This window comes from Peptoniphilus grossensis ph5 (assembly GCF_000311825.1).
GTDB lineage: Bacteria > Bacillota > Clostridia > Tissierellales > Peptoniphilaceae > Peptoniphilus_A > Peptoniphilus_A hominis.
In genome coordinates this window covers 43,560-66,822 of record NZ_HE978570.1, presented here as the reverse complement: position 1 = coordinate 66,822, position 23,263 = coordinate 43,560, and the positions used below count along the sequence as shown (strand labels likewise).

Below are 23,263 nucleotides of genomic sequence, written 5' to 3'. Positions count from 1 at the left end.
GTGGACGCCTTTAGGGGAAGAAATCTAGGATTAGATGATTTTGACAACTTAGTGGGCAATCCTCTTTCCATTGTCTTTGCAGGCAGCCATGACGATTTAGTAGGCCTTAGAAATAGGATGAGAGACGAAATTTCTGATAGATTTAATTTTCACATCATGAAAATTAGAAGAGAGCCAAAGTGGATGCTTGAAGTCTTGCAAAAATCTGGCGACAAATTTTACGGCGTAAAAAAATACGCAGAAATTAGGAACATTGACTTAAAAGATGTTGCAGCAATTGGCGACGACTCCAACGATGTAATGCTTATAAAGTCTGTTGGCCTTGGCATTGCCATGAAAAATGGAGTTGAAAGACTAAGAGAGGCGGCCGATGTTGTGTCTGACTACGACAACAACAACGATGGAGCAGTAAAAATTTTAGACAAGGTTTTATTTGGTGATTAAATGAATATTAACTGGTATCCAGGTCACATGAAAAAGACCATAGAAGACATTGAGGAAAAATTAAAACTCGTGGATTTTGTAATCGAGATAATTGACTCTCGCATTCCCTATTCAAGTAGGAACCCTCTCTTTAAGGACCTTTTAAAAAATAAAAAGAGACTTTTAATATTTAACAAGTCTGATTTATCAGATCCAAAATTAAATGAAGAGTGGATGGAAAAAATCACTGACGAAAATAATTTTGCAATTTCTTACAATGCCATGAAGCCCAATGTAAATTTAGTTGTAAAAAAATCTGAAGAACTCATGGCAGAGGAGATAAAAAAATTCCAGGACAAGGGTCTAAAAAAGGGTCCACTTCGTGCAATGATTGTGGGCATACCAAATTCTGGCAAGTCAACTTTTATAAATTCAATTTCTGGCACGAAATCTGCAAGGACTGGCAATAGACCTGGAGTTACAAAGACAAATCAGTGGATAAAGATTCACTCAAAGCTTCATCTCCTAGACACGCCAGGAGTTTTGTGGCCAAAGTTCGAAGAAAAGGTTGGACTTAACCTTGCCTTTACTGGTGCCATAAAAGATGAAATTATGGATAGGGAAACTCTAGCTTTAAAATTAATTGAAAAATTAAAAAATATTGCACCAGCTTTTCTTGAAGAGAGATATAAAATTTCTGACATAAAAGAAATGTCGCCCCTTGAAATTATGGATGAAATTGGAAAAAACAGGGGTGCCCTTATGCGTGGGGGTCTCATAGATTATGAAAAAGTTTCTGGAATTATCTTAGACGAATTTAGAAAGGGAACTCTTGGAAGAATAACTTTGGAGGAGCCCAATGAATTTTTATAATTTTGAAAATGAATATTACGAAAAGGGATACAAAAATATCTGCGGCATTGACGAAGTTGGCAGGGGTTGCCTCTTTGGCGATGTAGTTTCCTGTGCAATTATTATGCCCAAGGATGACTTCATCGAGGGAGTAAATGATTCAAAAAAACTTAGTCCCAAAAAGAGAGAAGAACTTTACCCAAAAATTTTGGAGTCTTGCCTTGCTGTTGGCATAGGAAGAGCAAACCCAGATATAATTGACAAGGTAAATATAAAAATGGCGACACACATTTCCATGATAAATGCTCTTGAAAATTTGCGTGACAAGGAAGGCAAAAAAGTTAGTGCAGATTGCGTTCTAATAGATGCAGAGACAATTGAAACAGGAATTTTTCAGAAAGCAATCATTAAGGGCGACGAGTCCTGCTACTCCATTGCCTGCGCCTCTATAATTGCAAAGGTCTATAGGGATAATCTTTGTGACAAGTGGGCAGAAGAATATCCTCACTACGGCATTGAAAAGCACAAGGGCTATGCCACAAAGTATCACAGAGAGGCACTTAAGGCTTATGGTCCAACAGTAATGCACAGAAAATCTTTTTTGAAGAATATAAAATCATGGTAGGACACAATTTATTTTTTGGAAATCGTGGAGAGGACATTGCCACAAAATTTTTGGAGCAAAAGGGCTATGTAATATTAGAAAGAAATTACAGGGCTCTTGGGACAGAGATTGACATTATAGCAAGGGACAAGGATGAAATAGTTTTTGTAGAAGTAAAGTCTCGTAACTCAAGAAAATATGGCGACGCCTACGAAGCTGTCACTGAATTCAAAATGCAAAACATAATACAGACAGCAACAGCATATATTATGGAGAAAAATCTTTTTGACATAATGGTGCGTTTTGACATAATTGAAATTTATTTTAGGGAAAAGGAAATCAATCACATAGAGTCGGCATTTATGCTTTCATAAACTAGGTTAAGCCTAGTTTTTTATTTGCAATAAATATTTGATTATTAAAAAACTTGTGTTATTATAGTTAATAGAAAAAAACACAGTAATTTTGTATGAATTATTTTTTATAAATGGAGGAAGTATGACAGAGTTATTAAGAGTAGAAAATTTAAGTGCAGGCGTGGAAGATAAGGAGATCTTAAAAAATATAAATTTAAAAATTAATTACGGCGAAGTTCACGTAATTATGGGACCAAATGGTTCAGGTAAGTCCACACTTGCCAATGTAATTATGGATAACCCAGTTTACAATGTGACAAGCGGAAAAATATTTTTAGATGGCGAAGACATAAGCGACCTTACAACAGACAAGAGAGCTAACAAGGGACTTTTTATGTCCTTCCAAAGTCCAGAAGAAGTGCCAGGGATTTCTGTAGAAAATTTTATTAGAACAGCTAAGTCTTTAAAGGAAGACAAGACAATTTCTATTTTAAAATTTAAAAAGGAAATCAAAAAGGAAATGGAAGAATTAAAAATGGATTCTTCTTATGCAGAGAGATACTTAAATGTTGGCTTCTCTGGTGGAGAAAAGAAGAAAAATGAAATTCTTCAAATGCTTATGCTAAATCCAAAGCTTGCCATTCTTGATGAAACAGATTCAGGACTTGATGTTGATGCAACAAGAATAGTTTCTAGCGGAATTGAAAAGTTTTTAAATAAGGACAATGCAGTTTTAATTATCACTCACCACAAGGAACTTATAGATAATATAAAACCTGATTTTGTTCACGTAATTTTAGACGGACAAATTGTAAAAGAAGGAGACGCTTCTCTAATTGATAAAATCGAAAAAGAAGGATTCAATTGGATAAGAGAAGAGGTGAAATAATTGGCTAAGACAGAAAAAACTTATGTAGAAGACATGGACCGCGGCGTCTATGATATTAAAAATAAATTCACTTTTAGGTCCAAGACTGAAAAGGGACTTACAGAAGAAATTGTAAGACAAATTTCTGCTGAAAAAGATGAACCAGAATGGATGCTTGAAAGTAGACTAAAGGCATTAAAGATTTTTAATGAAAAGAAAAATCCTGACTGGGGTCCAGACCTTTCAGAAGTTGACATGGATAAAATCACAACTTATATCAGACCTGATGCTGACATGTCTGACGACTGGAAAAATGTTCCCGACGAAATAAGAGATACTTTTGACAAGCTTGGCATACCTGAAGCTGAAAAGGAAGCTATGCTTTCTGGTGTTGGAGCACAATACGACTCTGAAGTAGTCTACCACAACATTCAAAAATATTTGTCTGACCAGGGAGTTATTTACACTGACTTTGAAAGTGGACTTAAAAAATATCCAGAAATCGTAAAAAAATATTTTAGCAAGTGCATCACTCCAAAGCTTCACAAGTATGCTGCCCTTCACTATGCAGTTTGGTCTGGTGGCTCTTTTGTCTATGTGCCAAAGGGAGTAAATGTAGATATACCTCTACAATCTTATTTTAGACTTAACGCTCCAGGTGCAGGTCAATTTGAACACACACTTATAATCGTAGAAGACGGAGCCTACTGTCACTTCATAGAAGGCTGCTCTGCTCCAAAGTACAATGTAATAAACTTGCACGCAGGTGCAGTTGAACTTTTCGTTGGCGAAGGAGCAACTCTTAGATATTCGACAATTGAAAACTGGTCAAGAAATATGTACAACTTAAACACAAAGAGAGCCATTGTTGAAAAAAATGGAAAAATCGAATGGGTTTCAGGTTCCTTTGGTTCAAAGGTTTCAATGCTTTATCCTGCATCAATTTTAGTTGGAGAAAATGCATCTAGTGAATTTACGGGCATTTCCTTTGCAGGTGAAGGACAAAATCTTGACACTGGAGCACAAGTTGTTCACGCAGCACCACACACTAAGTCAACTATAAACACTAAGTCAATTTCAAAATCTGGCGGAATTGCAATTTATAGGGGTCTCGTTGAAATAAAGGAAAATGCTGTGGGCTCAAAGAACTCAACATCCTGTGAGTCACTTATGCTTGACTCAATGTCTCGCTCTGATACAATTCCTACAATAAATATTGAAAACAACGACATCGACATTGGACATGAAGCAAAAATCGGAAGAATTTCTGACTCTGTAATTTTTTATTTGATGTCAAGGGGAATTTCAGAACAAGAGGCAAAGGAAATGGTTGTAAGAGGATTTGCAGAGCCAATTGCCAAGGAACTTCCTATGGAGTATGCAGTTGAGATGAACAACCTCATTAACCTTGAACTTGTTGGAGCTATTGGGTAGGTGAAAGATGAATATAATTGGAAATGAAATTGCCTTTAAGACTTTTAGCTTTTTAAGGGTAAATGAAACTAAAATAAAAATTCCTGAAATTAAGGGGATCTTATATAGAGAAGTTGGAGAAAAAAATCCAGGAGAAATTTCTGAATTTGAAAAAATAAAATATGGAATTTCAGAAGATGCACTAGAATTAAATAGAAAATATTTAAATTATTATAATTCTTACGAGGCAAAAGAAGGTGAAGAGAGAGAAGACTTTAAATTATTTGAATTAGATGACGATTATTCTGAACTCTTTGATCTCCATCACATTATTGCAGAAAAAAATTCAAAATTAAAAGTAGTTTTAGACTACACATCTTCTGGTCAAGGTGAAAAATTTAGAAATTCTGTAATAAAAGTTCTTGCCAAGGAAAATTCTGAAGTAGAAGTTTTTGTCATTGCAAGAGACGATGACAAGTCCCTTGTCCTTGAATCCATTGGCATTTATACAGAAGATGGAGCAAAGGTAACTCTTCACCAATATGAACTTGGGGCAGGAAAACTTTACACAAATTATAAGTGTGAGTTAATTGGAGAAAAGTCTCAGTCAATAGTAGATTCAATTTACTTTGGTCAAAAGGACGAGTATCTAAACATGAATTACGACATGATCCACAGGGGCAAAAAAACTGAGTCAGATATTTTGGTAAATGGAGCCTTAAAGGACAGAGCCTTTAAAAACTTTAAGTCAAACCTACAATTTATTGAAGGGGCGAGGGGTGCTGTTGGCTCAGAAGAAGAGTATTCAATTTTACTTGACGACACAGTTCATTCAGTATCAGTCCCACTAATGCTTGCCCACGAAGACGATGTAGTTGGCAATCACGCATCAAGTGCAGGTAAGCTTGACATGGACCAAATATTTTATTTAATGTCTAGGGGCATTAGCCACGAAGAAGCTGAAGCCTTAATAGTTGAATCTAAATTTTCTCGTGCCATTGACGCTCTTTCTGATGAAAAGTTGAGAGAAGAAGTTTGGGATTCAGTTAGAAAAATTATAAAGAGAGGAAATTAATATGTTTACAAAAAATGAAATTGAAGATATTAGAAAAGAGTTTCCCTTTTTAAAATTAAAGCCAAATGGCAAAGACATTGTCTACTTTGACAATGGGGCAACTACACAAAAGCCTCGTGAGATTATAGAAAATATAAAGAATTTTTATGAAAATGAAAATGGAAACCCCCACAGGGGAGCTCACTATCTTGCCATGAAGTCCACAGAAGTTTATGAAGATGCAAGACAAAAGGTTGCCGACTTTGTGGGAGCAAAAAAGGCAAGTGAAATTGTATTTTTAAGAAATGCAACAGAAGCACTAAATTTAATTGCCTACTCCTATGGACTTAACAATTTAAGTGAGGGCGACGAAATTTTAATTTCAATAATGGAGCACCACTCAAACCTAGTTCCTTGGCAAGAAGTTGCCAAAAAAACTGGGGCAAAATTAAAATATTTATACATTGACGAGGACAAACAAATTCCTTTTTCTGAAATTGAAGAAAAAGTCACTGAAAAGACAAAAATTTTGTCAATAACAGGTGCATCCAATGTAGTTGGAACAAATCCTGACATTGAAAAAATTGTTAAATACGCAAGAGAAAAGTCTCCTGCAAAAATTATTTTAGACGGTGCACAACTTGTGCCTCACAGAAAAGTAAATGTCAGCCAGCTTGATGTTGACTTTTTAGCTTTTTCTGGACACAAAATGTATTCTGCTCTAGGAATTGGCGTCCTTTATGGAAAAGAAAAGCTCTTAAATGAAATGGAGCCATTCCTATCAGGTGGCGACATGATCGAATATGTTTACGAAGACAAGACAACTTTCTTAGATGCACCACAAAGATTTGAAGCGGGAACTGCCAATGTTGAAGGGGCAGTAAACCTTGCAGCAGCCATTGACTTTATAAATAAGTATGGCATGGATAAAATTGACGAATATGAAAGATATTTAACTGACTATGCTTACGACAAACTAAAAAAATTAGATTACCTTGAAGTTTATACAACAAGTGACAAGAACAGGGCGCCAGTTATATCTTTTAACTTTAAAGAAGCTCACCCTCACGATGTTGCATCAATTCTTGATACTTTTGGAATTGCCATAAGGTCAGGTCACCACTGTGCCCAACCACTTCATAGATTTTTGGGTTCAAACTTTTCTTGTAGAGCAAGTTTTGCGATTTACAACACAGTGGAAGAAATTGATTATTTCGTAGAACATCTTGAAGATGTAAGGAGGATTTTGGGAATTGAATCTTGATAATATTTACACTGAATTAATTTTGGAACATTCAAGAAATAAACACAATAGACATGAATTAGAAGGTTACACTCACAAGGAACTTGGACACAATCCAAGTTGTGGCGATGAAATTACTCTTGAATTAAAAGTAAAAGATGGAATAATAGAAGACATTTCTTATACAGGTCATGGCTGTGCAATTTCACAAGCTTCTACATCAATAATGTGCGACAATGTAAAGGGCTTAAAGGTGGAAAAAGCCATTGAAAGGGCAAAAAAATTTATAGGAATGGTAAAGGGAGAAGTTACAGACCCTGATGAACTAGAAGATCTTGACGATGCCATTGCCTTTGAATCCATTAGCACACTTCCTGCCAGGGTTAAGTGCGCAGTCCTTTCCTGGTACACCTTAAAGGACATGTTAGAAAATAATAAAGAAGAAGGATCTTTTATTCCATCATAAGAGGTGATTAAATGAAACTTTCTACAAAAGGCCGTTACGGTTTAATGGCAATGTATAATTTAAAGGAAAATATGGGCAAGGGTCCCATTGCACTAAAGGATATTGCAAAGGAAGAAAACTTATCTGAATCTTATTTGGAGCAACTCTTCACACTTCTTAGGAAGGCTGACCTTGTGAAATCTATAAGAGGAGCAGGCGGCGGCTATGTACTTTCAAGAGACCCAAAGGAAATTGCCATTGGAGAAATAATAAATGCCCTTGAAGGAGACATGTCCCTTTCATGTTGCGACCTTGGCAAAAATTCTAATTGCGGCAAGCTTAAGGATTGTGCAACAAGAGATATTTTATCAAAACTTCAAGGACAAATTGAAGATGTAATGGAGTCCATGACTCTAGCAGACATGTGAGGTTATTATGATTTACATGGACAATGCTGCCACTACAAAAGTAACAGAAAGTGTTCTTAATGCCATGCTTCCCTATTTGAGAGAAAATTATGGGAATGCATCGGCAATTTATTCTCTGGGACAAAAATCTAGGGCAGCAATTGAAAATTCAAGAATAAAAATTGCAGAAATTTTAAAAACTAAGCCCAGTGAAATTTATTTTACCTCATCAGGTACTGAGTCAGACAACTGGGTTATAAAAGAATCATTGAATCCAAGGGAAAAACATCATATAATATCATCAAGGATAGAACATCCAGCTATTTTAAATTCACTTAAGGCAGTAAAGAGATTGGGTAGTGATTACTCTCTGATTTCTGTTGACCAAGAAGGCTTTGTCAATTTAGATGAATTAAGTGAAAAAATTAGGGACAATACAAAATTAATTTCCATTATGTTTGCCAACAATGAAATAGGAACTATAGAGCCCATAGAAGAAATTTCAAAAATTGCTGGCGAGAAAAATATTTTACTGCACACAGATGCAGTGCAAGCCATGGGCAATATTAAATTTAACCTAAAGGATTTAAATGTAGATATGCTTTCTATGTCAGGTCACAAACTTGGAGCTCCCAAGGGAATAGGAATTTTATATATCAAAGAGGGTACAGAAATTTCTCCCTTCATAAATGGTGGAGAACAAGAAAGAGGCATGAGAGCCTCCACAGAAAATGTGGCATCTATTGTTGGCATAGGAAGGGCTCTAGAAGATGCTTATAAAGATATTGATGAAAATATAAGTTACACAAGAGATTTAAGAGATTATACTATTGAAAAACTTTTAAACATTGATGGAATTATTTTAAATGGTCCAAGAGAAAAGAGACTTCCTGGAAATATTAATATCACTTTAAAGGATACTAAGCCACAAACTATGGTGCAGTACCTAGATATGTATGATATATGTGTTTCCTCTGGATCTGCTTGTGCAGCAGGAAGTATAAATCCATCCCATGTCCTTAGGGCAATTGGAAGAAGCGAAGAAGATTCTCTTTCCATGCTTAGGCTTTCCCTTAATCACAACAACACAAGGGAAGAATGTGATTATGTAGTGGAAAAGATAAGCCAAGGGATGAAAAAGTTCAAGAACAGGTGATAATATGTTGGAACAAATTTCCGGTAATGCTGCGAGATTTATGATTTATGCCCTGGCAATATTATCTATTCTCCTAATATTTTTGGCGATTTACTACCTAGTAAATATAGGAAATAGATATATTGAAGGCAAAAAGAGAATAAGCATAGATCTGCAATTAATTACAAAAATATTTATAGGGATTTTAATTCTCTATTTAATAACCATAATTTTTAATAAATTTTCAATTTTGGGTTACACTCTTTCCTCAATTATTATAGCAATTATTTTTGCCTACATAATTGATCCCATAGTAAATTTTTTGGAGAGGAAGGGCGTAAAGAGACAATTTGGAGTAATAATAGTTTATATTTCAGTATTTTTAATCTTTGCAATTTTAATAATTTCTGTTATTCCAAAAACTATTAACGAAATTTCAAATTTGCTCACTAGCTTGCCAGGAATGGTTGATACCTTGACTAAAAATGTAAATAATTTCTTGACAGAAATTTTTGCTAAGTTTAACATCGAGCTTCCTGAAAACTTTATAGATGTATACAAGGAGTCAAATCCAAAGGTAGAGGGAGATGTTGAGACACCACAAATCGTCTCAAATATTTTAAACTCCATGACAAAAACTATTAATGACCTAGTTGCAAAGGCACAGGGTTCACTAATGGGTTCACTCTCTGGACTTTTCTCTAAGGTCTATGGAGCTTTGACATCTGCCTTTAGGCTTGTCCTAATAATTATTTTCTCCTTCTACTTTTCAGTGGACAAGGAAAAATTCACTCTCAAAGTAAAAAAGTCAATTCCAAATAAATACAGAGACGACCTTGCATTTTTGGCTAATAGAATTGATGTAGCCCTCCAACAATTTATTAGGGGAAGAATGCTCATGGCAATCTTCGTTGGAATCCTAACTATGATTTATCTATTGATTCTAAGAGTAGACTTCGCCATAATCATTGGACTCATAACCTGCGTTGCAGATATTATTCCTTATGTTGGACCACTGCTCGGATGTGTTCCTGCAGTATTATTTGCCCTAGTGGATTCTCCAGCTAAGGCCTTCTGGGTACTAGTTCTCTTCTTAGTAGTTCAATGGGTAGAAAATAATATACTTGCTCCAAAACTTATTGGAGACAGCACAGGGCTTAACCCACTACTAATTTTAATTTCAATAATCATAGGTGGGGGGATCTTTGGTGTATGGGGAATGGTAATCTCCGTTCCGATAACATCAATTATCTGTATTCTAATTGATTTTGCAAAATTAAAATACAATGACAGATATAGCTCTAATTGACAATCATATTCTTTATAATTATAATATTTATAGCACATCCTCCCAGGGTATGGGAGGATTTTTAATAGGAGTTGTATATGAAATATTTAGGTTTACACGATATAAGAACTGAATTTTTAAAATTTTTTGAATCAAAGGATCATTTAATACTACCAAGTTTTTCACTAATTCCAAAAAATGACAAATCATTACTTTTAATTGGAGCAGGTATGGCGCCAATGAAAAAATTCTTCACTGGAGAAGAAATTCCACCTGCAAAGAGAGTTACTACTTGCCAAAAATGTATTAGAACTGGCGACATAGACAATGTAGGTTTAACAGATAGGCACGCAACATTTTTTGAAATGCTTGGCAACTTTTCCTTTGGAGATTATTTCAAGCACGAAGTAATACCTTGGGCTTGGGAATTTTTGACAGTTAATCTTGAAATTCCAAAGGAAGATCTTTGGGTTACAGTTTATAAAGATGACGACGAAGCCTACAACATTTGGAAAGATGTAATAGGAATACCTGAAGAAAAAATAATTAGACTTGGTAAAGATGATAACTTCTGGGAGCTTGAAGTTGGTCCATCTGGTCCTTGTTCAGAAATTTATGTAGATAGAGGTCTTGAATACGGATCAGCTGACGAAAGACCTGGTGGCGAAGGCGACAGATTTATCGAAGTTTGGAACTTAGTTTTCACTCAATTTGATAAGGACGAAGAAGGAAACTACAATCCACTTTCACATCCAAATATTGATACAGGAATGGGACTTGAAAGAATTGCCACAGTTCTACAAAGGACTGACAATATTTTTGAAATTGACGCAATCAAGGACATTATCGGCGAAATTGCAAAAGTTTCAGGCAAAAAATATGGGGAAGACAAAAAGGCAGACATCTCCTTTAGAGTTATAACAGACCACATTAGGGCTATGACTTTTATGATTTCTGACACAATCGTGCCTTCAAATGAAGGTAGAGGCTATGTCCTAAGAAGACTTATAAGAAGAGCAGCAAGACACGGAAGAAAACTTGGCATAGAGAGAGCCTTCCTTTATGAAATTGCAGACATGGTAATGGACTCTTGGGGAGACCAATACAAGGAACTAAAGGAAAATAGAAAGTCCATTAAGGAAATAATCAGAAGAGAAGAAGAAAAATTCTTAGAAACTATTGACGATGGTCTTGTAAGACTTAATGCCAACATCGAAGAAATGAAGGCAAGTGGTGAAAAGCTACTTGACGGCAAAAAAGCTTTCAAACTTTACGACACTTACGGCTTTCCAATTGACTTGACAGAAGAAATCTTAAAAGAAGAAGGTTTCGATGTTGACATGGCAGGCTTTGAAGCTGAAATGGAAGATCAAAAGAGAAGAGCTAGAGAAGCAAGAGAGGACAAGAATATTGGTTGGGCCAACCAAGACAACAAGCACCTATTTGAAGGTCTTTCTAACGACTTCTTGGGCTATGAAAAAAATGAATGTCAGGGAAATATTATAAGAATAATTTCTGATGAGGACGAAATTGTGGACTCCATAAATGAAGGTGAAAGAGGCATTGCCATCTTAGACAAGACTACTTTTTACGGCGAAAGTGGTGGACAAGTAGGCGATACTGGAGAAATTATTTCTGATAAATTTAAGTTAAAAGTTACAGATACTAAAAAGACTAAGGATGGACTTCACCTTCACCTTGTAGAAGTTGAAGAAGGAAAGCTAGAAAAAGCTCCTGTCAAGGCTATTATAGATGTAGGAAGAAGAAATAATATAAGACGAAACCACTCTGTAACTCACCTACTTCACAGAGCCCTTAAAGATGTTTTAGGTAATCATGTAAACCAAGCTGGCTCACTAGTTATGCCAGACAGAATGAGATTTGACTTCTCACACTTTGAAGCAATGTCTAAAGAAGAAATTGAAGAAGTTGAAAAAATTGTAAATGAAAAGATTTTTGAAGGTCTTCCAGTTGAAACTAAGCTTACAAACTTAAATGAAGCAAAGGAAATGGGAGCTATTGGTTTATTTGAAGACAAATATCATGAGGAAGTTAGGGTTCTTTCCATGGGAGATTATTCTCGCGAGCTTTGCGGCGGTACTCATGTTTCCAATACTTCTGAAATTTCCATGTTTAAAATCCTATCTGAAAGTGGTATAAGTAACGGTATTAGAAGAATTGAAGCTATTACTGGTCCTGCTGTTTTGAAATATTTAAATGAACTTAAGGATGAACAAGAAGAAATAGCCAGGGAACTAAAGTCTAATAAGGAAGAAATTTTACAAAAGATAAAATTAAATATTAAGAGCCTTAAGGAAGCAAATAAAGAAATTGAAAAACTTGAACACGACATGGCTAAGGATCAAATTTCTGGTATTTTGGATGCAGTTAAAAATAAAAATGGCATAAATTATGTCATCAAAAAATTTGAGGGAGTAGATGTAAATACTCTTCGTGACTTGGCTGATGAAGTTAGAAATAAAGTTGGCTCAGTTGTAGTTTTATTTGCAACAGTAAATGATGGCAAACTTAACTTTGTATGTGCAGTTTCAAAGGACTTAGTTGAAAAGAAAATTGCCGCAGGCAAAATTATAAAAGAAATCGCAAAAGTTGCTGGCGGTGGTGGCGGCGGAAGACCTGATATGGCAACTGCTGGTGCCAAGGACATAGATAAAGTAGAGGAAGCTCTAAACAAGCTAAGCGAGCTTTTATAATATTATCAAAATAGATATTTTATGATATAATCTATTTGGAGGTAATTATGGATCAAAACAATAATACACAAATTTTTGAAAAAAGCAGTTTGGAACAAGAGAGAATTAAGAGTGTTTTAAAGGTTGTTTATAATGCTCTAGAAGAAAAGGGTTATAATCCTTCTGACCAAATTATTGGATATATATTATCAGGCGATCCCACATATATTACAAGCCATGATAATGCAAGATCCATGATACAAGAAGTAGAGCGTGATGAGCTTTTACAAGAGATGTTAAAAGTTTATTTAGAAAAGATTTGAGATGGCTAGACCATCTCTTTTACATATTATATATGTACCTGTAAAGGTTGTGGTTATATGAATAGAGTTCTAGGCCTTGATGTTGGAGATGTGTGGATTGGAGTAGCTATTTCAGATGCTTTAATGCTTACAGCCCAACCTCTTGTGACAATTAAGAGAGAGTCAAATAAAATAGCCTATGATAAAATTCATGACATAATAAAAGAATATAATGTAGAAAAAATAGTGGTAGGTCTTCCAAAGAACATGAACAATACTATTGGGCCACAAAGTGAAAAGGTCATGAAGTTCGCAGAAAAATTGAAGAATAAATTTAATGTTGAAATTGAGTATGTTGACGAGAGAATGACAACTTTAATGGCAGAACAAGTTTTAATAGAGGGTTCTGTTCGCAGAGAAAATAGAAAAAAATATATAGATAAAATTGCAGCCACATACATTCTGCAATCCTATCTGGATAGATTTAATTTATAGGTGATAAAATGGATAAAATAAAATTATATGATGAAGATGGCGTTGAAGTTGAATTTTTTGTTGACGCAAAATTTTCAATTGATGACACAGACTATGTTGCACTCTATACAGATGAAGAAGAGCCAGAAATCTATATATTAAAAGTGATAGAAGATGAAGATGGTGACGAGCTTCTTGCTGGCATCGATGACGATGAACTTGAAGAAGCAAAAAAAGCCTATGAAGAACTTTTGGACGAATTAGACTAGGTGATATTATGGATATAAATATTGATCCTGTTAAGAAAATCTTAAAAGACAAGGGTTACAAATACACAAAACAAAGAGCTAAGGTTTACGAAATCTTTTTGGACAATAAGGATAAACACATGACTACTGAAGAAGTTTATAATTTAGTTGCAAAGAAAGACCCTGAAATGGGTATTGCAACTATTTATAGGACTGTCCAATTATTTCACAAGCTTGGCGTATTAGATCAAATTGTATTTGACGACAACATTGTTAGATATGAACTTAGAGTCCCAAGTGAAGGTCATAGACACCATCATCTTGTCTGTATAAATTGCGGAAAAGTCGAAGAAGTTGATATCGACAATTTAAATGAACTAGAAGCTAAAGTTGAAAAAGAAAAGAATTTTAAGATAGTTGACCACACTCTAAAATTTATGGGTTATTGCGAAGACTGCCGCCACAAATTTGAGGAGAAGGCAAATTAATGAAAAATACTAATAAAGTGAAGATAATTCCACTGGGAGGACTTCACGAGATTGGAAAAAATCTTACAGTTGTAGAATACAGAGATGATATTATTATTATCGACTGTGGTATGACTTTCCCAGAAGACGAAATGCTTGGTATTGATGTTGTAATACCAGATGTGACTTATTTGGAAAACAATAAGCATAAGATTAGAGGACTTGTATTAACTCATGGTCACGAAGACCATATAGGGGCAATTCCTTATGTTTTAAGAAAGCTAGACTTAGACATCTATGGAACGGGACTTACTATTGGACTTTTGGAAAATAAATTAAAGGAACACAGACTTTCTAAGGACAAGCTCCATGTAGTTAATGCTGGAGATGTAGTGAAGCTTGGCAAGATGGAAGTTGAGTGGATAAATGTAAACCACTCTATACCAGATGCCTGTGCCCTTGCCATAAAGACACCTCTTGGATATGTTTATCATTCAGGAGATTTTAAGGTGGACTTTACGCCAATTAGTGGCAAGCCAATTAACCTAACCAGAATTGCAGAAATAGGCGAAAAGGGCGTTATTGCCATGATTGGTGAATCTACAAACGTCCTTAGACCAGGCTATACAATGAGTGAATCTAAAGTTGGGGAAACCTTTAATAGACTCTTCCAAAACTTGCAAGACAACAGAATTATCATTGCAACTTTTGCATCAAATGTGCATAGAGTCCAACAAATTATAAACTCTGCAGAAAAATACGGCAGAAAAGTTGTCTTATCTGGCAGGTCTATGGTAAATGTTACTGAAACTGCAAGAAGGCTGGGACAATTTAGGGTTAAAAAAGACACCTTTGTAGACATAAGAGATATGGATAAGTATGACGACAGCGAAATTGTGTTAATCACAACAGGTTCACAAGGTGAACCAATGTCTGCCCTTACAAGAATTGCCTATGGAGAACACAGAAAGATTCAGCTTACACCAAATGATGCTATAATTCTTTCAGCAACTCCAATTCCTGGCAATGAAAATGCCGTTACAAAGGTTATAAACAGACTTCTTGAGAGAGGGGCAAAGGTAATTTATGAAACTCTTTCAGAAATTCACGTTTCAGGTCACGCTTGCCAAGAAGAGTTAAAACTAATTTTAAGCTTAGTTAAGCCAAAATATTTTATTCCTGCTCACGGCGAAGTTAGACACTTGATGAAACACGCTAAGATTGCCACTCAAATGGGAATGCCAGAAGAGAATATTTTCATTATGGAAAATGGAAACTGCCTTGAAATTTCACAAAAAGAGGCAAAGCTCGTTGGCGATGTTCCTTCAGGAAATATTTTAGTTGATGGACTTGGCGTTGGCGATGTAGGAAACATTGTATTAAGAGATAGAAGACATCTTTCTGAAGATGGACTCATTATAGTTGTAATAACTATTACAAAAGAAGGAAAAGTTGTATCAGGACCTGATATAATTTCAAGAGGATTTGTCTATGTAAGAGAGTCTGAAGATTTAATCGAAGACGCAAAAAATGTTGTTAGAAAAATCTTAAATGATGACTCAAGAGACAATTTAAAGGACTGGAATGGACTCAAGTCTGACATTAGAGACAATTTGAGATCCTATATTTTCAAAAACACAAAGAGAAATCCTATGATTTTGCCAATTATTATGGAAGTTTAGGACATTTAGGGAATCTATTAGGTTCCCTTTTTTAGAGGAATTATGCCAAATATAAATTACGATTATATAGAAAATTATTTGAGAAATTTAAAAGAAATTGACGATGAGAAACTAAGAGAGATGAATGATTTTGCAGAGGAAAATCATGTGCCCATAATCGAAAGGGAAAGCGAAGAATTTATAAATTTTTTGATTTCAATGCAAAAGCCAAAAAAAGTTCTGGAACTGGGCACAGCCATTGGTTACTCATCTATTTCCTTTGCCAAGAGAAATAAGTGCATAGAAAAAATTGACAGCGTTGAATTAAAATCTGAAATGGCAGAAATTGCCAGGAAAAATATTTCCGATGTAGGCCTTGAAAATATTATTTCTGTCCACGAAAGTGACGCCTATGATTTTTTGGAGGACTTAGAAGAGTCCTACGACTTAATTTTTATTGACGCTGCCAAGGGTCAATACGAAAAGTATTTTGACTCCGCACTAAAAAATTTAAAGGAAAAGGGACTTATAATTTGCGACAATGTCCTATTTAAAGGCATGATTGCAGAGGACTCCCTAGTAAAGAGAAGAAAGATAACTATTGTAAAAAGACTTAGAAAATTTTTAAAGGACATTTCAGAAGACGAGAGATTTATCTCTTCTGTAGTTCCCATTGGAGATGGAGTCCTTTTAGTTAGGAGAAAAGATGAAGAAGATTGAACTTTTAGCACCAGCTGGTGATATTAATAAATTAAAGACTGCAGTAGACTATGGTGCCGATGCAGTTTACCTTGGAGGAGAAAGCTTTGGACTTAGAAAGGCATCAAAGAATTTTTCCCTTGAAGATATAAAGTGGGCAGCAGACTATTTGCACGAGAGGGGAAAAACCCTTCATGTAACTTTAAATATTATCCCTCACGACAAGGACATGATGGGAGTAGAAGATTACATCAAAAAACTTTATGATATTGGAGTGGATGCCCTAATAGTTGCAGACCCAGGTATGTTTATGAAGGTAAAGGAAGTGGCACCAGATTTTCCAATTCACATTTCAACTCAAGGCTCAGTTACAAATGCCGAAACAGTAAAATTCTGGCAAAAACTTGGGGCAGAAAGAGTTGTAATGGCAAGGGAATTAAGTTTAAAGGAAGTTTCTGATATAATAAAGGAAGTTGGAGATTCCATTGAGATTGAAACCTTTGCTCACGGTGCCATGTGCATGTCCTACTCAGGGAGATGCCTTTTGTCAAATTACATGACGGGAAGAGATGCCAACATGGGCGACTGCGCACAACCTTGCAGGTATAAGTACCACTTAGTTGAAGAAAAGAGACCTGGAGAATATTTTCCAATTGAAGAACATGATGAGGGCACTTTTATCATGAACTCCAAGGACCTATGCATGATTGAGCACATTGACGACTTAATCGAGGCAGGCATAGCCAGCTTAAAAATCGAAGGCAGAGTAAAAAGTGAATACTATCTTGCAACTGTTATTAGGTCTTACAGAATGGCAATTGACGCTTACTATGCCGACAGGGAAAATTATAAGTACGATCCCTATCTTTTGGAAGAGATAAAAAAAGTTAGCCACAGAGATTTTACTACGGGATTCTTTTATGGCAAGGCCAATGAAAATTCACAAGTCTATGAAGACAACTCCTACATCAGGGGCTATGACTTTGTGGGAATTGTCCTTGATTATGACAAGGACTCAAAGATAGCAACTATTGAGCAAAGAAATAGGGTCTTTGTTGGCGACGAAATCGAAATTTTTGGCCCTGGCATCAAACACTTCGACTACAAAATCGAAAGGATGTTAGATGACAAGGACAGGGAAATTGAAGTTGCAAACAAGGCAAAGCAAATTTTTAAGATAAAAATAGATAAGTCTATTGAAAAAGGATTTATTTTGAGGAGAGAAAATGAAGACTAAAGCCTGCATTATTGGCATATGTGGTGGAAGTGGTAGTGGAAAGAGCACTGTCACAAAAAAATTAATTGAGCTTATTGGAAAAGAAAATGTGTCTGTAATTGAGCAAGATTCTTATTACAAGGACCAGTCAAATCTCGCCTTTGAGGAGAGAGTAAAGACTAACTACGATCATCCCCTTGCCTTTGATAACGACCTCTTATTTGAGAACTTAGAGATGTTAAAGGAAGGCAAGGAAATTGAAAAGCCAATTTATGACTTTTCCCTTCACAACAGAAAAAAGGAAAAGGAGATAGTTTATCCAAAGCCAATTATAATTTTGGAAGGCATCTTAATTTTTAATGAGGTAAATTTAATCGACATTATGGACATAAAAGTCTTTGTGGACACAGATGCCGATGTGAGAATTATTAGAAGAATTAAAAGGGATATGCATGAGAGGGGAAGGTCTCTTGACTCAGTTATTGACCAATACATGGCAACAGTTAGACCATCTCACCTTCAATTTGTTGAGCCTTCAAAGAGGTATGCCGATATAATTATTCCAGAAGGCGGCGAAAATGAAGTGGCAATTGATCTTTTATACCAAAAAATTAAATCTTTAGTATAAAAAACATTTGACAAGACAAAAACTATGTGTTATCATATCATCTGTTATTAAAGAAGAAGTCCGCTTCTCACCTAATGGCAGGGTCATTTAGGTTGTTTAAAAATTATGATGAATTTGCGGGCATCTTTGGGTGCCTGCTTTTTTAATTTACGGAGGTGCTTAGAAATTAAAGAACTTCAAATCAATGAAGAGATAAGGGAAAAGGAAGTCAGATTAGTAGATGATGAAGGCAATCAATTAGGCGTTGTGCCTAAGATGCAAGCCATCGATTTGGCTATATCTAAAAAACTGGACTTAGTCAATGTTGCGCCAAACGCAAAACCACCAGTATGTCGTATAATGGACTATGGTAAATACAGATACGAACAAGAGAAGAAAGAAAAAGAAGCTAAGAAAAAACAAAAGGTTATCAATATTAAGGAACTTAGATTAACTCCTAATATTGAAGATCATGACTTAAATACTAAAGCCAATAGAGCTATTGATTTCTTAAAAAATGGTGATAGAGTTAAGGTTTCAGTTAGATTTAGAGGTAGAGAGATGGGTCACACTGATCTTGGACGAGATGTTCTCGACAAGTTTTATGATTTAATTTCTGAGTATGGAGTTGTGGACAAAAAACCTAAAATGGAAGGAAGAAGTCTTGTGATGTTCCTTTCAGAGAGAAAAGACAAAGATAAGTCTGATAATTAAGGAGGATTTTTATGGCAAAAATGAAAACTCACAGAGCTTCCGCCAAGAGATTTAAGAGAACTGGTTCTGGAAAGCTTAGAAGATTTTATGCTTATAAAGGACATTTAACTGGTAAGAAAACTGCTAAAAGACTAAGAAAACTTAGAAAGGGCAGTTTAGTTTCTAAAGGTGATCAAAAGAGAATTGATCACATGATCCCTTAATAGGAGGTAAAGATGGCTAGAGTAAAAAGAGGCGTTAACGCTAAAAAAAGACATAATAATATCCTAAAACAAGCTAAGGGATATTTTGGTGCCAAATCAAAATTATATAGAACTGCAAACCAAGCTGTTATGAAATCTCTAAACTACTCATACATTGGTAGAAAACAAAGAAAAAGAGATTTTAGAAAACTTTGGATTACAAGAATTAATGCTGCTGCAAGAATTAATGGCATGAGCTATTCTAAGTTTATTAATGGTCTTAAGAAAGCTAACATTAACATTAACAGAAAGATGCTTTCTGAAATGGCTATTAATGATCCAGAAGGTTTTGCTAAACTAGTTCAAATTGCAAAGGAACAATAATTTTATGCTCCCTTTAGGGAGCTTTTTTTTGTATAATGAATATATAAAAAATTTTTTGAGGGTATTATGATTAGAAAATTAAAAAAGAATCCACCTCTTATAGTATGCCTTTCTTTTTTTGCACTGATTTTCTTGGGCGCCTGTCTATTAGACCTTCCCATAGCAAGTGCAAATGGCGAGAGAATTGGATTTTTAAATGCATTCTTCACATCTACATCGGCATCCTGTGTAACGGGACTTATTGTCGCCAACACTGCCACTCAGTGGACTGCCTTTGGCAAAGTCGTTATAATTATTTTAATTCAAATTGGGGGTCTGGGCACAATGGTGTTTTTGTCCCTTGTTGCCATGGCACTTAACAAGAGAATTGGAATTACTGAGAGAAGAATTATAAAGGAACAGACAAGTGCAGATACCAGCAAGGGCATCATTAGACTTGTAATTTATATTATTAAATTTTCTTTGACTGTAGAACTTATTGGGGCAATTTTACTTGCCACAAAATTTATCCCAGACTTTGGACTTGAAAGAGGAATTTTATTTTCTATCTTTCATTCAATTTCTGCCTTTTGTAACGCAGGCTTTGACATCATAGGCAATTCTCTAACGGATTATGTGTCTGATTTTACTGTCAACATGACAATTTCTATTTTAATAATTTTTGGTGGTTTAGGTTTCACAGTTTTTATTGACATATATAGAAAGAAAAGATTTAAAAATTTAAGTCTTCACTCAAAGGTTGTAATTTCCTTTACGGCAATGCTACTTTTAGTGGGCACTCTTGCTTTTTTCTTAATTGAATACAGGAGTCCAGCTATGGCAGGTTTGTCTCTAAAGGGGAAAATTTTATCTTCCTTCTTTATGTCTGTCACATCGAGAACAGCTGGCTTTAATACAATTGACATAGGAAAGATGCAAGAAGGTTCTGTAATTGTAACTATAATGTTAATGTTTATTGGTGCCTCTCCAGCATCAACTGGTGGAGGAATTAAGACTACAACTTTTGGAGTTTTATTATCATCAACAATTTCTGTTTTAAGGGGAAATAAAGAGACAGAAATATTTCACAAGACAATTCCCTATAATACACTTATTAAATCTCTTTGTATTTTCACCTTGGGATCTTTCTTAGTAATATTTTCTTCTCTTTGGATTACACTTATTGAGCAGGGGAAATTTTTATATTTAGATATTTTGTACGAAATTGTTTCAGCCTTTGGAACAGTTGGTATTAGTAGAGGAATCACTGCAGATTTAAGTTCTCTTTCAAAGATAATTTTAATTGTCTTAATGTATCTTGGAAGAGTGGGAGCGGCAACTTTAGGTGTGGGAATTTTAGATAATCACAGAAAGAAACACACGAAATATTCAGAAGGAAAAATAATAGTGGGGTAATTTATGAAGACATTTATTGTATTTGGCTGTGGTAGATTTGGTTCTACTGTTGCCACAAGATTATATGATTTAAAAAATGATGTTGTAATTGTAGATTATGACGAAGAAAAAATTGACGCAATTTCAGAAAATGTTACTGAAGCAGTTATATGTGACCTTGAAGATGAAAAGGCAATGACAGAGCTTGCACTAAAAAATTATGATGTTGCAGTAATTGCCATTGGAGAAAATCTTGAAGCTGCCGTCATGGCAGTCCTTGCATCAAAGGAAGCGGGAATCGAAAAAGTTATTGCCAAGGCACCTAATTATAGATTTGGAAAAATTTTGTTAAAGTGTGGGGCAGATAAAATTATTTTCCCTGAAAGAGACATGGGATTTAGACTTGCAAATAATTTATCCAATGATTATTTACTAGATGCCAATGAAATTTCTAAGGGCTATACTATTTATGATTTAAAGGCAAGCCCAAAGATGAATGGTAAAGAAATCCGTGACTTAAAACTTAGAGAGGATTATAATTTTAATGTTTTAATGGTTAAGAGAGCTGGAGAAAATTTTGTAAACCCTCTTGCTTCTTTTAAGATAAAAGAAGAGGACATCTTAACAGTTTTAGGTTCCGATAAGGATATTAAAAGATTTACAGAAGTAAATTAATAAGGGCAGTTGCCCTTATTTTTTTTTTTTTGCAAAATTTATAAAAATTTTTTTTAGAATGAATTCATATACAAGCAGAAGCCAAGCTATAAGGTTAAAGACATAGGAGACTTTGCCTCTTAGTTTTTCGTCTTTAATTATTTTTGTGTATTTAGTCAAAAAGTATCCAAACAAAGCAGTAAAATAGACAATTATTTCAAGATATTTATTCATCAAACCATCACCTCTTTTTATTTTATCACAGAAAAAATTTTTAAGTAATACTTTGTTTACATATTGACCTTTATAAACTACAATTAAGTTAATACATAAAAGAAATCAGAAAGAGGAGAGACAATGAAAAAATTAAAAAAACTTTTACTTATGACTTTAGTGGCGACTTCACTAATTGCATGCAACAAAAACACAGAGACTGCCAATGCACCTAAGGAAGAAGAGAAAAAAGAACCAGAAAAAATAGTTTACTACACACCACTTACTCATGAAGAAAGAGATAATGAAGAACAAGCCAAGAAAAAGATTTTTGCAGTAATGCTCGACAACCACGACGATGCAAGACCTCAAGCACAAATTTCTAAGGCTGACATAATTTATGAGTACAGAGTTGAAGGCGAATTCACAAGATATATGGCACTCTTCCAAAGTAATTTCCCAGAAAATGTTGGACCAGTTCGTTCTGCAAGACCTTACTTTGTGCAAACTGCCAAGGAATACAATGCAATTTATGCTCACTGGGGCGGCTCTGAAGCAGGACTTGCTGAAGTTAGAAATAGACAAGTTGTTGATCTTGATGGAATTGCCCTTGAAGGAATAGTCTTCCACAGAAATAAAGATGTTGGCAAGCGCGCACCCCACAATGGATATATTTCCCTTCCTGAACTTGAAAATTATTTAGTTGAGAAAAAGGGCGTCGATGTAAATGACAACACTGTATCACTAAATTTTTATGACAAGGAAGCAAATATCGAAGGACTTGATGTGGGAGAAATCACACTAAACTTTAACCAAAATTATAAGACTAATTTTATCTACGATGAGGCAAGTGGAAAATATAAATACATTCGCCAAGGAGAGCCTGTTATTGATGAAGCAAGTGGCGAAGAATTTTCTACAGATAACCTAGTTGTTTTATTCCAAAAGGGAGTTGTAGCTGGGCCTAAGGGAACTTTAAAAATGGCAAATATAGGAAGCGGCTCAGGACTTCTTCTTCAAAAGGGAAAGCTTGCTCCTATAACTTGGGAAAAGGAAAATGAAGATGCAAGGACTATCTTAAAGTATCCTGATGGTACTGAAGTTAAATTCTACCCAGGCAGAACTTTCTTCTCCATAGTTGATGAAGAAAAGGACGCAGTTTACCAAGTTCCACAAGCTGAAGGCCAAGATTCTTCTGCAAATGCTAATTCAAAGGCAGAAGACCAAGCTGAGAAATAATAATTTTTAAAATATTTTTCTTGGGTAAATATTAACAAGAGGTGATAT

The 23,263-nt window shown here is 35.0% G+C and carries 27 protein-coding genes; all 27 read left to right on the top strand.

The features are described from left to right. The 27 genes from HGPG_RS10620 to HGPG_RS09395 all read left to right on the top strand — a co-directional run bounded on the left by HGPG_RS10620 (position 1) and on the right by HGPG_RS09395 (position 23,215). Positions 1-444 carry an HAD hydrolase family protein gene (locus HGPG_RS10620; protein ID WP_019125859.1) on the top strand — a complete coding sequence of 148 codons (444 nt, stop codon included), beginning with the start codon at positions 1-3 and terminating at the stop codon, positions 442-444. Next, positions 445-1,296: a ribosome biogenesis GTPase YlqF gene (ylqF, locus tag HGPG_RS09525; protein ID WP_019125858.1), complete on the top strand. Its 852-nt coding sequence runs from the start codon at positions 445-447 to the stop codon at positions 1,294-1,296. It begins immediately after the preceding gene. Beyond that, positions 1,283-1,900 carry a ribonuclease HII gene (locus HGPG_RS09520; RefSeq protein ID WP_019125857.1) on the top strand — a complete coding sequence of 206 codons (618 nt, stop codon included), beginning with the start codon at positions 1,283-1,285 and terminating at the stop codon, positions 1,898-1,900. The genes ylqF and HGPG_RS09520 overlap by 14 nt, the downstream gene beginning before the upstream one ends. Continuing rightward, positions 1,894-2,253: a YraN family protein gene (locus HGPG_RS09515; RefSeq protein WP_019125856.1), complete on the top strand. Its 360-nt coding sequence runs from the start codon at positions 1,894-1,896 to the stop codon at positions 2,251-2,253. Before HGPG_RS09520 ends, HGPG_RS09515 begins: the two co-directional genes overlap by 7 nt. Before the next feature lie 124 nt (positions 2,254-2,377). Continuing rightward, a complete protein-coding gene (gene sufC, locus HGPG_RS09510; RefSeq protein WP_019125855.1) occupies positions 2,378-3,124 on the top strand; it encodes a Fe-S cluster assembly ATPase SufC in 747 nt (248 codons plus the stop codon). Continuing rightward, positions 3,125-4,537 carry a Fe-S cluster assembly protein SufB gene (gene sufB, locus HGPG_RS09505; protein WP_019125854.1) on the top strand — a complete coding sequence of 471 codons (1,413 nt, stop codon included), beginning with the start codon at positions 3,125-3,127 and terminating at the stop codon, positions 4,535-4,537. 7 nt (positions 4,538-4,544) lie between these two features. Further along, positions 4,545-5,591 (top strand): SufB/SufD family protein, encoded by a 1,047-nt coding sequence (locus HGPG_RS09500; RefSeq protein WP_019125853.1) that lies wholly within the window; start codon positions 4,545-4,547, stop codon positions 5,589-5,591. A 1-nt stretch (position 5,592) separates the two neighbouring features. Further along, a complete protein-coding gene (locus tag HGPG_RS09495) occupies positions 5,593-6,834 on the top strand; it encodes an aminotransferase class V-fold PLP-dependent enzyme (protein ID WP_019125852.1) in 1,242 nt (413 codons plus the stop codon). Beyond that, positions 6,824-7,279: a Fe-S cluster assembly sulfur transfer protein SufU gene (gene sufU / locus HGPG_RS09490; RefSeq protein ID WP_019125851.1), complete on the top strand. Its 456-nt coding sequence runs from the start codon at positions 6,824-6,826 to the stop codon at positions 7,277-7,279. Before HGPG_RS09495 ends, sufU begins: the two co-directional genes overlap by 11 nt. Before the next feature lie 11 nt (positions 7,280-7,290). Continuing rightward, positions 7,291-7,686, top strand: coding sequence for an RrF2 family transcriptional regulator (locus tag HGPG_RS09485; RefSeq protein WP_019125850.1), 396 nt, complete (start codon positions 7,291-7,293; stop codon positions 7,684-7,686). Positions 7,687-7,693: 7 nt separating this feature from the next. Continuing rightward, positions 7,694-8,821, top strand: a complete 1,128-nt coding sequence (locus tag HGPG_RS09480; RefSeq protein WP_019125849.1) for a cysteine desulfurase family protein — start codon at positions 7,694-7,696, stop codon at positions 8,819-8,821. Positions 8,822-8,825: 4 nt separating this feature from the next. Next, positions 8,826-10,109, top strand: coding sequence for an AI-2E family transporter (locus HGPG_RS09475; protein WP_019125848.1), 1,284 nt, complete (start codon positions 8,826-8,828; stop codon positions 10,107-10,109). A 77-nt stretch (positions 10,110-10,186) separates the two neighbouring features. Further along, a complete protein-coding gene (alaS, locus tag HGPG_RS09470; RefSeq protein ID WP_019125847.1) occupies positions 10,187-12,802 on the top strand; it encodes an alanine--tRNA ligase in 2,616 nt (871 codons plus the stop codon). A 47-nt stretch (positions 12,803-12,849) separates the two neighbouring features. After that, positions 12,850-13,104 carry an IreB family regulatory phosphoprotein gene (locus HGPG_RS09465; protein ID WP_019125846.1) on the top strand — a complete coding sequence of 85 codons (255 nt, stop codon included), beginning with the start codon at positions 12,850-12,852 and terminating at the stop codon, positions 13,102-13,104. A 57-nt stretch (positions 13,105-13,161) separates the two neighbouring features. After that, complete coding sequence (gene ruvX / locus HGPG_RS09460) at positions 13,162-13,578, top strand: Holliday junction resolvase RuvX (protein WP_019125845.1); 417 nt, start codon at positions 13,162-13,164, stop codon at positions 13,576-13,578. An 8-nt stretch (positions 13,579-13,586) separates the two neighbouring features. Beyond that, complete coding sequence (locus tag HGPG_RS09455) at positions 13,587-13,826, top strand: DUF1292 domain-containing protein (protein ID WP_019125844.1); 240 nt, start codon at positions 13,587-13,589, stop codon at positions 13,824-13,826. A gap of 8 nt (positions 13,827-13,834) precedes the next feature. Continuing rightward, positions 13,835-14,293 (top strand): Fur family transcriptional regulator, encoded by a 459-nt coding sequence (locus HGPG_RS09450; RefSeq protein WP_019125843.1) that lies wholly within the window; start codon positions 13,835-13,837, stop codon positions 14,291-14,293. Then, positions 14,293-15,954 (top strand): ribonuclease J, encoded by a 1,662-nt coding sequence (locus HGPG_RS09445; protein WP_019125842.1) that lies wholly within the window; start codon positions 14,293-14,295, stop codon positions 15,952-15,954. The genes HGPG_RS09450 and HGPG_RS09445 overlap by 1 nt, the downstream gene beginning before the upstream one ends. A 42-nt stretch (positions 15,955-15,996) precedes the next feature. Then, on the top strand, positions 15,997-16,653 hold the full coding sequence (locus tag HGPG_RS09440) for an O-methyltransferase (RefSeq protein WP_019125841.1): 657 nt from the start codon (positions 15,997-15,999) through the stop codon (positions 16,651-16,653). After that, entirely contained in the window at positions 16,640-17,869 is a 1,230-nt protein-coding gene (locus HGPG_RS09435) for a peptidase U32 family protein (protein WP_019125840.1), read from the top strand. The genes HGPG_RS09440 and HGPG_RS09435 overlap by 14 nt, the downstream gene beginning before the upstream one ends. Continuing rightward, complete coding sequence (gene udk, locus HGPG_RS09430; protein ID WP_019125839.1) at positions 17,859-18,476, top strand: uridine kinase; 618 nt, start codon at positions 17,859-17,861, stop codon at positions 18,474-18,476. The genes HGPG_RS09435 and udk overlap by 11 nt, the downstream gene beginning before the upstream one ends. 105 nt (positions 18,477-18,581) lie before the next feature. Further along, on the top strand, positions 18,582-19,169 hold the full coding sequence (gene infC / locus HGPG_RS09425) for a translation initiation factor IF-3 (protein WP_245543905.1): 588 nt from the start codon (positions 18,582-18,584) through the stop codon (positions 19,167-19,169). Between the two features lie 11 nt (positions 19,170-19,180). Next, entirely contained in the window at positions 19,181-19,372 is a 192-nt protein-coding gene (gene rpmI / locus HGPG_RS09420; protein WP_019107680.1) for a 50S ribosomal protein L35, read from the top strand. Between the two features lie 12 nt (positions 19,373-19,384). After that, complete coding sequence (gene rplT / locus HGPG_RS09415) at positions 19,385-19,735, top strand: 50S ribosomal protein L20 (RefSeq protein WP_019125837.1); 351 nt, start codon at positions 19,385-19,387, stop codon at positions 19,733-19,735. A 66-nt stretch (positions 19,736-19,801) separates the two neighbouring features. Next, a complete protein-coding gene (locus HGPG_RS09410; RefSeq protein ID WP_019125836.1) occupies positions 19,802-21,130 on the top strand; it encodes a TrkH family potassium uptake protein in 1,329 nt (442 codons plus the stop codon). Between the two features lie 3 nt (positions 21,131-21,133). Continuing rightward, entirely contained in the window at positions 21,134-21,784 is a 651-nt protein-coding gene (locus tag HGPG_RS09405; RefSeq protein WP_019125835.1) for a potassium channel family protein, read from the top strand. Positions 21,785-22,120: 336 nt separating this feature from the next. Next, a complete protein-coding gene (locus HGPG_RS09395; protein ID WP_019125833.1) occupies positions 22,121-23,215 on the top strand; it encodes a DUF3048 domain-containing protein in 1,095 nt (364 codons plus the stop codon). Positions 23,216-23,263: the final 48 nt, after the last annotated feature.

Excerpts from the sequence above, each read along its gene's own strand:
- ylqF (WP_019125858.1), top strand. The coding sequence starts at position 445 with ATGAATATTAACTGGTATCCAGGTCACATGAAAAAGACCATAGAAGAC.
- HGPG_RS09520 (WP_019125857.1), top strand. The coding sequence starts at position 1,283 with ATGAATTTTTATAATTTTGAAAATGAATATTACGAAAAGGGATACAAA.
- HGPG_RS09515 (WP_019125856.1), top strand. The coding sequence starts at position 1,894 with ATGGTAGGACACAATTTATTTTTTGGAAATCGTGGAGAGGACATTGCC.
- sufC (WP_019125855.1), top strand. The coding sequence starts at position 2,378 with ATGACAGAGTTATTAAGAGTAGAAAATTTAAGTGCAGGCGTGGAAGAT.
- HGPG_RS09500 (WP_019125853.1), top strand. The coding sequence starts at position 4,545 with ATGAATATAATTGGAAATGAAATTGCCTTTAAGACTTTTAGCTTTTTA.
- HGPG_RS09495 (WP_019125852.1), top strand. The coding sequence starts at position 5,593 with ATGTTTACAAAAAATGAAATTGAAGATATTAGAAAAGAGTTTCCCTTT.
- HGPG_RS09485 (WP_019125850.1), top strand. The coding sequence starts at position 7,291 with ATGAAACTTTCTACAAAAGGCCGTTACGGTTTAATGGCAATGTATAAT.
- HGPG_RS09480 (WP_019125849.1), top strand. The coding sequence starts at position 7,694 with ATGATTTACATGGACAATGCTGCCACTACAAAAGTAACAGAAAGTGTT.
- HGPG_RS09475 (WP_019125848.1), top strand. The coding sequence starts at position 8,826 with ATGTTGGAACAAATTTCCGGTAATGCTGCGAGATTTATGATTTATGCC.
- alaS (WP_019125847.1), top strand. The coding sequence starts at position 10,187 with ATGAAATATTTAGGTTTACACGATATAAGAACTGAATTTTTAAAATTT.
- HGPG_RS09465 (WP_019125846.1), top strand. The coding sequence starts at position 12,850 with ATGGATCAAAACAATAATACACAAATTTTTGAAAAAAGCAGTTTGGAA.
- ruvX (WP_019125845.1), top strand. The coding sequence starts at position 13,162 with ATGAATAGAGTTCTAGGCCTTGATGTTGGAGATGTGTGGATTGGAGTA.
- HGPG_RS09455 (WP_019125844.1), top strand. The coding sequence starts at position 13,587 with ATGGATAAAATAAAATTATATGATGAAGATGGCGTTGAAGTTGAATTT.
- HGPG_RS09450 (WP_019125843.1), top strand. The coding sequence starts at position 13,835 with ATGGATATAAATATTGATCCTGTTAAGAAAATCTTAAAAGACAAGGGT.
- HGPG_RS09445 (WP_019125842.1), top strand. The coding sequence starts at position 14,293 with ATGAAAAATACTAATAAAGTGAAGATAATTCCACTGGGAGGACTTCAC.
- HGPG_RS09440 (WP_019125841.1), top strand. The coding sequence starts at position 15,997 with ATGCCAAATATAAATTACGATTATATAGAAAATTATTTGAGAAATTTA.
- HGPG_RS09435 (WP_019125840.1), top strand. The coding sequence starts at position 16,640 with ATGAAGAAGATTGAACTTTTAGCACCAGCTGGTGATATTAATAAATTA.
- udk (WP_019125839.1), top strand. The coding sequence starts at position 17,859 with ATGAAGACTAAAGCCTGCATTATTGGCATATGTGGTGGAAGTGGTAGT.
- infC (WP_245543905.1), top strand. The coding sequence starts at position 18,582 with ATGATGAATTTGCGGGCATCTTTGGGTGCCTGCTTTTTTAATTTACGG.
- rpmI (WP_019107680.1), top strand. The coding sequence starts at position 19,181 with ATGGCAAAAATGAAAACTCACAGAGCTTCCGCCAAGAGATTTAAGAGA.
- rplT (WP_019125837.1), top strand. The coding sequence starts at position 19,385 with ATGGCTAGAGTAAAAAGAGGCGTTAACGCTAAAAAAAGACATAATAAT.
- HGPG_RS09410 (WP_019125836.1), top strand. The coding sequence starts at position 19,802 with ATGATTAGAAAATTAAAAAAGAATCCACCTCTTATAGTATGCCTTTCT.
- HGPG_RS09405 (WP_019125835.1), top strand. The coding sequence starts at position 21,134 with ATGAAGACATTTATTGTATTTGGCTGTGGTAGATTTGGTTCTACTGTT.
- HGPG_RS09395 (WP_019125833.1), top strand. The coding sequence starts at position 22,121 with ATGAAAAAATTAAAAAAACTTTTACTTATGACTTTAGTGGCGACTTCA.